The sequence below is a fragment of the Petrotoga halophila DSM 16923 genome (assembly GCF_002924615.1).
On sequence record NZ_JALY01000013.1, the window covers coordinates 1 to 9,589 of the forward strand.

Sequence of the window (9,589 nt, forward strand, 5' to 3'; positions counted from 1 at the left end):
GACATAATTTGTATTTGGTGGGAGATTTCGACTTAATAATTCAAGGATCAGTACAAAATGCTACAGAGATTAACTTCAAAAGTTTAGAAATAACAAAAATATCAAATATTCTGATGCTTTTAAACCAAAAAGTTAGAAAAGTCCCCAACTCGAATAGTATAATTTTGTTCGGTAAAGACGAATTGTCGTCTGAAATATTAGATTTTTTCAATTTCTTAGATGATAACGCAGGAAAAAACAAAGTGATCACATATTCATCTTCACACAAAATTTCAAAAAATCTCTATGATTATTTAATCTGTTTAGAAAAAAACTATGGCGACTCTCCACTTAAAAGCAAGGATGCAATCGGATTCTTAGAATCAAATTTTTCGCTCCTTACGGATCTAGAAAAAGTTGAATTTTATGAGGTCCTTGATATAAACGAAGCAGATGTTAATTTTAAAGAAAATATTAACAATTATTATTTGATAAAAAAAGATGAAGAATACCGTGTTTTAGTTACATCTACGTTTAATCTAGAAAACCTAACAGTCGAAGAAAAAACAAAAAATGTCTCAAATTTAAAAACCAACCTCGGAGTAAGTTATCAATTTGATTCTAACGAGATTATATCCAGTATTTCTTTGCAGTTCAACAAGTCTTACTTTAAAATCTCCTCCAACTTCAATAACAACTTTAAATTTACCTATAAAACAACCTTGAATGATCGTGTTAGAATTGGAGCTATACTGAAAAATAAAGAAGATCTGATTAATGTATCTTTTTTATTAGACGATTACGAAAATTTCAATAATTTTGGTTTATACGGTATACTTCAGGTAAACAGTCAGATAGAAGATCTAAATAGTATTTTAGTAGATATAAACGAATTAAGCTACGATTTAATGGCTGCAAAAATTTATAGCATTGGAGAAAAACAAACCTCTGAATTCTCTTTATATCCAGGATTTGGTCTCTCAATAAGTAAAGAAGATCAAGCATCTATATATCTTAATTTCGGATCTCAGTACGCTTTTCCTTTTCAAAAAAGCAAGGTTTTGCTTTCTTACTTATTTCATAAACACTTACACACTATAAGTTTATCAGCTGAATTTTAACCGTGGTGAGCAGCAGGGTGAAACCATTATTCAACCTTCCTTAGAGGGTGAGCTGCGGGGCGAAGGGGCGCTATTAAAGTTTTTAAAGACATTAATTTCAACTTTGGGGAGGATTACAAATGTTTAGAATTCTAGTAGTAGAAGATGATAGATCCATCTCAAGGCTTTTAGAGTTGGAACTAACCCACGCAGGCTATAACGTGAAAATAGCAAAAGATGGAGATGAAGCATTAAAATTTTATGAAAATTTTAAGCCTGATATTATATTATTAGATATAATGTTGCCCATAAGAGATGGATTTGAGGTTGCTGAGGCAATTAGAGATTACGACAATGATATTGGAATAATAATGATCACAGCCAGAGGGGAGTTAGAAAGTAAAGTTAAAGGTTTAAAAAACGCTGATGATTATGTGGTTAAACCTTTTGAAATAGAAGAAATATTGGCAAGAATAGAGGCTTTATTAAAAAGAATGGGCAAAACTAAAGAATTGATAAAAGTTGGAGACATAGAGATTTACCCTCAAAACATGGAAGTTCTTGTGAATAAAAAAAATGTTCACTTGAGTCTTACGGAATTTAACATACTCAAGCTATTGGCTCTCAATAAAAATATAGTTGTCTCAAAAGAAAAAATTTTGGAAGAGATTTGGGGATACTACGATGAAGAAAACAACAACTTAGTTGAAGTATACATCAACTATTTAAGAAAAAAATTGAAAAATTCTGCGCAAAATATAGAAACTGTGAGAGGTGTTGGCTACGTTATTAGGGAGAAAAAAAGTAAAACATAGTGCAATTTTTAGGCAAACAATAGTTTTCACAGCCATTACTATGAGTATCGTATTGGCGATTGTTGGCCTAGTGAGGATCGTTTTTGTACAATTCACACTTCAAAGTTACAACGACATGTATATAGCACAATTAAATGTAAGTGGATTGAACAGAGAAAATGCTAAAAATCCTCAAGATCCTATTGAATTGCTTTACCAAATTATGCAGGATTCAAGTGTATTGAGGAGAAGTTTATTATCAAACAGGATAGTCATTCTAGATGGACAATTGATTTCAGACCCATATGGTTTGATAAAGGAGAATTTCAAAATTCCTAGGTTACCGTATCTTTATGAATCTGATGGTATGTATTACATCTTTGCAGGTGTTCCAATATTTGGCTCATCTCTTTTAATCGTCGGTGGACCATCTCTCGAACTAACAGCGCTTTTAAAAAACTTTGAAAAAGCAGTTTTTGTCATAATAACGGTTGGTTTTTTTATATCATTGTTAGTATCTTATTTTTTAGCAAAAAGTACTCTCAAACCTGTAGTCAAAATGGCAGAACAAATATCTGAAATAGATGCCAATACCATAGATAAGAGGATATCCGAACAGAAATCTCAAGAATTTGATATCTTTGCAAAAAAATTAAATTCAATGTTGGACAGAATCGAAAATGCTTTTGAGATACAAAATCAATTCGTTTCCGACGTTTCGCATGAGTTGAGAACACCTTTAACTTCTATAAATGGTTACATTAAAATGCTAAAAAGATGGGGGAAAGATGATCCCAAAATTATGGAAGAATCGCTTAAAAGTATAGAAGCATCAAACGAATATTTAAGGGACCTAGTCGAAAAACTCTTGCTTCTAACTAAGAACGATTATCAAATCAAAAAAGAAAGTATCGACATCAAAAACGTAGTAGAAGAAACTCTGAATCTTTTTAAATTAGAATTGAATGAATTCAAAATAGATATACAAGGAGAAAATTTCACAGTAAACAGTTCTAATGAATATCTCTCTTTAATCCTCAAAATTTTCATTGAAAACGCAATAAAATACTCATCAAATCAAAAAGAAATAACAATAAAATTAGACCCAGATCAAAAGAGTATAAGTATACAAGACCATGGTATTGGTATTGAACAAACAAAATTAAAAAACATCTTTGAAAGGTTTTACAAAGTGGACTCTTCTCGAAGCGATAAAGGCCATGGATTAGGATTATCAATAGCAAAAAAACTAGCTGATGCTTTAGACATTGAATTAAAAGCTTATTCTGAATTAGGTAAAGGTAGTACTTTTACCTTGATTTTTTCGAATCAAATTTAAGGAGGAATAAAACGTGATTTATTTTGACAACAATGCAACCACTCCTGTTGAGAGCGAGGTTGCTGATTTGATTTTGAAATATATGACAAAATACTATGCAAATCCTAACTCTATTCATCAATTTGGAGTAAATATTGAAAACGATTTAGAAGAAGCAAGAGAACAAATTTCCGATGTGTTTAAAGTTTTACCCACGGAGATCTTTTTCACCTCTTGTGCTACTGAATCAATAAATTGGGTTTTAAAAGGAGTTGCAAAAGCTAACAAAAATAGGGGCAAACACATTATAACCTCGACCATAGAGCATTCTGCCGTTATTAACACACTCAAACAACTAGAAAGGGAGGATTTCGAGGTATCCTATATAAATGTGAATGATAAAGGAGTAATAGATTTAAATGAATTGTCAAAAAACATAAGACATGATACCATACTAGTTAGCTTAATGGCTGCAAATAACGAAGTTGGTACCTTAGAACCTGTTGAAGATGCATACAAAATCATAAAGGAAAAAAATGAAGAAACATACTTCCATATTGATGCTGTACAAGCTATTGGTAAGATACCCTTTGATTTGGATAGATATAAATGTGATTTCGCTTCCTTTTCTGCCCATAAATTTCATGGCCCAAAAGGCGTAGGTATTTTTTACAAACGTAGAGGAACAAGAATATTTCCCTTCATAACAGGTGGTTCCCAAGAAAATGGGATGCGAGCAGGGACACAAAATGTACCAGGAATCATTGGCACGGCTATGGCTTTGAAAAAATCGACCGAAAATCTTGATAAGATGAATTCAAATATAAAAAATATCAGGGATCATCTAGCAGAAGAATTATTAAGTATGGGAGCAAAGATAGTCACTCCCATAAAAAATTCTGTCCCAAATACGTTAGCTTTTTTCTTTCCTAATGTAAGAGGAGATATTATTGTAAACGCCCTCTCAGAAGAAGAAATTTATGTATCAACCACATCGGCTTGTTCAAGTAAGATTAAATCTTTTAGTAGAGTAATGGAAAGTATGGGATACAAAAATGACGAGGCAAGTGGTATGATCCGAATTAGCTTATCTCACTTGAATAATGACAATGAGGCCGAATTATTCTTGATTAAGTTAAAAAATGTCTTGAAATTTTTGAATTATTGATTTTTTAATGTATAATAAAGATATAAGGGGGGCGAAAATATGAGAAGTATGACCGGTTATGGGAGAACAACAAAAAATATTGGTGATTATAGTTATAATGTTGAAATAAAATCTCTTAACTCCAAAAATCTAAACATCAACACTTCAATCTCACCTTTATTTTCTCCGTTAGAATTAAAGATTCAAAATCTTGTAAAAAAATATTTCAAAAGAGGAACCTTAAGAATTTCAATAGATATAAAATTATTGAAAACAGACGACATAATCGATGTTGACTTAGGGTTAGCTAAAGCCTATTACAATGCCCTCAACAATTTGATCAACGAACTACATCTAGCAGATGATGTTAGTTTGGAAGATTTGTTAAAATTCAAAGATATTGTTAAAATTTCCATCGATGAAAAAACTATCGATGATATTTGGGAAGGTATAAAAGAAGTTTTAAATGAGGTAATCGAAACGGTATTGAAGTATCAAAAAGAAGAAGGTAAAGATCTAAAAGTCTTTCTTAATGGCTATTTGAATGAACTCGAAGATGTTGTTATTAAAATAGAAGAAAATGCTCAGCAAATGAAAGAAAAATATAGAGAACAGGTAAAACACAATGTTAATTCTTTGATTAGTAATATTGATAATATCGATGAAAATAGGTTAGAAATGGAAATAGTCTTATTGGCTGAAAGAGCCGACATTAGCGAAGAAATGGACAGGCTAAAAAGCCACATTAGAAGATTTAAAAATTTCTTGGAAAATGAAAGTAATAACGACAGTATAGGGCAAGAACTAGATTTTATTTGTCAAGAAATGCATAGGGAATTCAACACGATCGCCTCCAAGTCAAAAATTTTAAATATAACTAACCTTTCCTTGGAAGGTAGAACCCTGGTTAATAAAATTCGAGAGCAAGTTCAAAATCTTCATTGAATTATGGTAAGTGACTAAAAATATCATATGAAAGAACGCATAGATTGGGTATTAAAGATGTTTAAGGGATGGATATATGCTAAATATTTTTGCTGGTGGAGGTGCTCTTTATGTATGGATTGATCAACATAGGTTTTGGAAATATCGTTGTTGGTGACAGGGTTATAGCCATTGTTTCTCCTACTTCTCAACCCTTAAAAAGGTTAAAAGAAATCGCAGAGCAACAAGGAAAGCTATTAGAGGTAAACCACGGAAGAAAAACTAGAGCATTTATAATAACCGACTCTGGCCATGTTATAGCCAGCGCAATCCAACCAGAAACAATTACCAACAGATTTTTGCAGAACTATTATGACATTGAAAAAGTTTTAGACAAAATACGCAAGGAAGTATTATAACATGCAGGGATTGCTTTACATCGTTAGTGGACCATCAGGTGCAGGAAAATCTACTGTTATAAAAAGTACCTTGGACAAAATTCATGGTTTTTCCTTCTCTGTTTCCTATACTACAAGAGAAAAAAGGCCCGGAGAGATTGACGGAAAAGATTATTTTTTTATAAATAAAAGTACTTTTTTAAAAATGAAAGAAGATGGAAAATTTTTAGAGTGGGCTGAGGTTCATGGAAATTATTATGCCACATCCAAAAAATTCGTTGAGAAAAAGTTAAAGGAAAGCCGAGGCCTTGTTTTAGATGTCGATGTTCAAGGAGCTCTAAACATTAAAAAAATTTATAAGAACGCCATATATATTTTTATTTTACCCCCTTCAAATGAGGATCTAGAAAAAAGGCTAAAAAAAAGAGGTACCGAATCAAAAGACTCTCTGGAAATAAGGCTGAAAGACGCAAAATGGGAGATTTCTCATATGAAAGATTTCGATTACGTAATCGTAAACCAGGAAATAAAAGAATCAACAAATCAACTGATATCTGTCCTTGTTGCAGAACAACTTAAAAGAGAAAGGTTTGATGAACGTGCTCCATTTTTTTTTAAAAAACAACTATGAATTTTAAAATAAGAGGTGAAATCAAATGAATTTAGGAATAAATTACGATAGATTACTAAATAGAGCAAAGTATAAATATGTGATTCCCATTATTGCCGCAAAAAGGGCTGAAACCCTAAAAAACTTAGATGAATTGAAAGGTGTCACTGAAAAAAAAGACTACGTACGAATCTCCTTAAAAGAATTAGAAGAGGGTAAGATTCAAGTTAAAAATTCGGCTTTATTAGACAGTTTAAGTAAATAGTCTAATTCTAACTTTTATATTATTTATGGGTGCGGACAGAGGTGAAAGGGTTAATCCTTCTTTATCCTTAAAGGGTGGGGAGCAGGGCGAAGGGGCGCTAAATCAATTTTTAGAACTTTTTAAAACATTCATTTCGGGAGGGTAAAATGTTAGACTTAAAATATATCAGAGAGAATCCACAAGAAATAAAAGAAGCTTTAACAAAAAGAAACAACGAAACTTCTATCATTGATGAAATCATCTCTCTCGATGAAGAGAGAAGGAAATTGTTGAAACAAACCGAAACTCTTAGAGCCCAAAGAAATCAAAATTCAAAATTAGTTGCTAAATTGAAAGCCCAAAAGAAAAATGATGAAGCCGATGAAATAATTAGAAAAGGAAAGGAAATATCAGATCAAATAAAAAATCTAGAATCAGACTTGAAAAACATTGAAGACAATTTAAATTATAAATTATTATGTGTGCCTAATATCCCTGACAGCACTGTACCCATTGGAAAGGATGAAAACGAAAATCTTGAATTAAGAAAATGGGGAAAACCACGAGAATTTGACTTTGAACCAAAAGCTCATTGGGATTTAGGCACTGAATTAGACCTCTTAGATTTTGATAGGGCTGCTAAACTAAGCGGATCTCGATTCACCATTTTAAAAGGAGACATAGCGCGTTTAGAGTTAGCCTTAATCAACTTCATGATCGACTTACATACAAAAGAACACGGTTACACCTTTATACTACCTCCTCATTTAGTTACAAAAGAAAGTATAACTTCATCAGGACAACTACCGAAATTCGAAGATGACCTATATAAAACTTCTTTGGATCAAATGTACCTTATTTCTACAGCGGAAGTTTCTCTGGCAGCTTTACACAGAAACGAAACCTTAGAATTAAATTCACTCCCTTTAAAATATGTTGCTTATACACCCTGTTACAGAAGAGAAGCCGGTAGTTATGGAAAAGACGTAAGAGGAATGATCAGACAACACCAATTCAATAAAGTAGAATTATTTTGGTATACTACTCCCGAAGAATCCTCCCAAGCATTAGAAGAATTAACAAGTCATGCAGAAAAGGTGCTACAACAATTGAATTTACCATATAGAGTGGTTGCTCTATGTACCGGAGATTTAGGTTTTGCAGCTTCCAAAACGTATGACTTGGAGGTGTGGTTGCCTAGTTACAATGATTATAAAGAAATATCATCATGTTCAAATACAAAAGATTTTCAAGGAAGAAGAGGCAACATAAGGTACAGAGACAAAGAAAACAAGTTAAATTTTGTTCACACACTAAATGGTTCAGGATTAGCAGTGGGAAGAACTTTAGTAGCTATAATGGAAAATTATCAAACAGCTAATGGGATGATAAAAATTCCTGAAAAACTCATACCTTACATGGGGAAAGAGTTCATAGGTTGATTATAAATGCCAAATGCGTTTTACGGAAAAAAAATAAATGAAGAAATTATTTTAAACGAAGAAGAAACCGCACACATAAAAATAACAAAAAAAGTCGAAGGGGAAATAATAAAAGTAATAACGGAAGATGGCTTTATATACACTGCAACAATTGTAAAAATAGGTAAAAAAGAAACGACCCTTGAAATTATAGACAAAGAAAAACCACAAGAAGATTACAAACCATATGTATCAGTATATTTGGGTATGAGTAAATGGGATAGAATGCATTTGCTATTAGAAAAAATGGTTGAATTAAGGGCGAATACTTTTTATCTTTACCGAGGGGAAAAATCAGATATAAATTATAAAAATTTGAACAAGTTTCAAAGGTCCATAATAGAAACTTCTAAACAAACTGTTTTTGCCCATATTCCCCAAATTAATTTTGTAAAATTCAAGGAAATTCCTAAGAAAGACACTCTAGTACTGGACTTAGATGGAAAAAATGATAATTTAAGAAAAGTCTTAAAAGAATTAAAAGGTAGCCAAAAAATAAACTTAGTTGTTGGTCCAGAGTATGGATTTTCAAAAAGAGAAAAAGAATTTTTTGCTACAAACGAATTCAAAACTGTTAATTTGGGTAAAAGTATCTTTCGTTTTGAAACTTCTGTTATATATGCAATGAGTATCATTAACTATGAATACAACAGATTATTTATTTAAGGGGGGTAGTTAAAATGCCAGAATGGCTTCAAACAACGATCAATTATTTAATAAGAATTGGAATTAGTCTCGCAATCCTCTTTATCGCTAGGTATTTGGCTAAATTTATGTATAAAATCATAATAACCACAGCAGAAAAAAGCGGTAGAGTAACGCTTCAATACAGGAAATCTTTAATGACAATATTGAACATAGCTATGTATACCTTAGGTGGTTTTATCATTATTTCTGTTATTTTTACCAACCTTAGCGCTTTTTTGGCTGGGTTAGGTATAAGTGGTATAATAGTCGCCTTTGCTGTACAAGAACCTCTTGGTAACTTAATCTGTGGATTTTTAATAATGTTGAACCATTTAGTAGTAGATGGTGAAGCTGTGGAAATAAATGGAATATCTGGATCAGTAGAAGAGATAAACGTTAACCACGTGGTCATAAGAACATGGGATGGGAGAAGAGTTCATCTTCCTAGTAGAGAAGTATGGTCAAGCAAGATCATTCATTATTGGCCTACCACCATAAGAAGAAACGAGGTAAAAGTTGGAGTATCTTATTCATCCGATCTGAACAAGGTAATAAACATAATAGATGAAGCAGTACGATCAGCTGAATTAGTGCATATAGATGATGACCATCAACCAATGATTCTTTTCGATGGATACGCCGATTCTTCTATAAACTTTATTGTACGGTTTTGGGCAAAACAAGAAAATTTCCTTGCTTCGTCGATGGATGTAGCAAAGTCGATTAAACAAAAATTCGAAGAAAATAAAGTCGAGATACCTTTCAACCAATTAGACCTTCACATAAAAGAAGTTCCCACTGAAATAACCCAAAACAAAGAAAAAATTTAAATTATACAAATTTTTAAAGAGGCGGTGAAAACCGCCTTTCTTAATTTTGCAGCCTTGTGTGGGGTGGGGAGCGGGGC

Annotated in this window: 11 protein-coding genes; all 11 read left to right on the forward strand. The window is 32.1% G+C overall.

Annotated features, from left to right (window positions below):
• Nucleotides 1–1,100 (forward strand): hypothetical protein (locus AA81_RS14080; RefSeq protein WP_169999567.1); only part of this gene is annotated, 1,100 nt, incomplete at its 5' end.
• A 119-nt stretch (nt 1,101–1,219) separates the two neighbouring features.
• A complete protein-coding gene (locus tag AA81_RS00595) occupies nt 1,220–1,894 on the forward strand; it encodes a response regulator transcription factor (protein WP_103076984.1) in 675 nt (224 codons plus the stop codon).
• Complete coding sequence (locus tag AA81_RS00600) at nt 1,857–3,212, forward strand: sensor histidine kinase (protein ID WP_103897885.1); 1,356 nt, start codon at nt 1,857–1,859, stop codon at nt 3,210–3,212. Before AA81_RS00595 ends, AA81_RS00600 begins: the two co-directional genes overlap by 38 nt.
• A 13-nt stretch (nt 3,213–3,225) precedes the next feature.
• Nucleotides 3,226–4,359, forward strand: a complete 1,134-nt coding sequence (locus AA81_RS00605) for a cysteine desulfurase family protein (RefSeq protein ID WP_103897886.1) — start codon at nt 3,226–3,228, stop codon at nt 4,357–4,359.
• A gap of 39 nt (nt 4,360–4,398) precedes the next feature.
• Nucleotides 4,399–5,283: a YicC/YloC family endoribonuclease gene (locus tag AA81_RS00610; RefSeq protein WP_103897887.1), complete on the forward strand. Its 885-nt coding sequence runs from the start codon at nt 4,399–4,401 to the stop codon at nt 5,281–5,283.
• 110 nt (nt 5,284–5,393) lie between these two features.
• Nucleotides 5,394–5,681, forward strand: a complete 288-nt coding sequence (locus tag AA81_RS00615) for a DUF370 domain-containing protein (protein ID WP_012207955.1) — start codon at nt 5,394–5,396, stop codon at nt 5,679–5,681.
• 1 nt (nt 5,682) lies between these two features.
• Nucleotides 5,683–6,291, forward strand: a complete 609-nt coding sequence (gmk, locus tag AA81_RS00620) for a guanylate kinase (protein ID WP_103897888.1) — start codon at nt 5,683–5,685, stop codon at nt 6,289–6,291.
• 25 nt (nt 6,292–6,316) lie between these two features.
• A complete protein-coding gene (locus AA81_RS00625; protein WP_103078952.1) occupies nt 6,317–6,535 on the forward strand; it encodes a DNA-directed RNA polymerase subunit omega in 219 nt (72 codons plus the stop codon).
• A 146-nt stretch (nt 6,536–6,681) separates the two neighbouring features.
• Nucleotides 6,682–7,956, forward strand: a complete 1,275-nt coding sequence (gene serS, locus AA81_RS00630; RefSeq protein WP_103897889.1) for a serine--tRNA ligase — start codon at nt 6,682–6,684, stop codon at nt 7,954–7,956.
• 6 nt (nt 7,957–7,962) lie between these two features.
• Nucleotides 7,963–8,661 (forward strand): 16S rRNA (uracil(1498)-N(3))-methyltransferase, encoded by a 699-nt coding sequence (locus AA81_RS00635; protein WP_103897890.1) that lies wholly within the window; start codon nt 7,963–7,965, stop codon nt 8,659–8,661.
• Between the two features lie 14 nt (nt 8,662–8,675).
• A complete protein-coding gene (locus tag AA81_RS00640; protein ID WP_103897891.1) occupies nt 8,676–9,512 on the forward strand; it encodes a mechanosensitive ion channel family protein in 837 nt (278 codons plus the stop codon).
• The last annotated feature ends 77 nt before the right edge of the window (nt 9,513–9,589 follow it).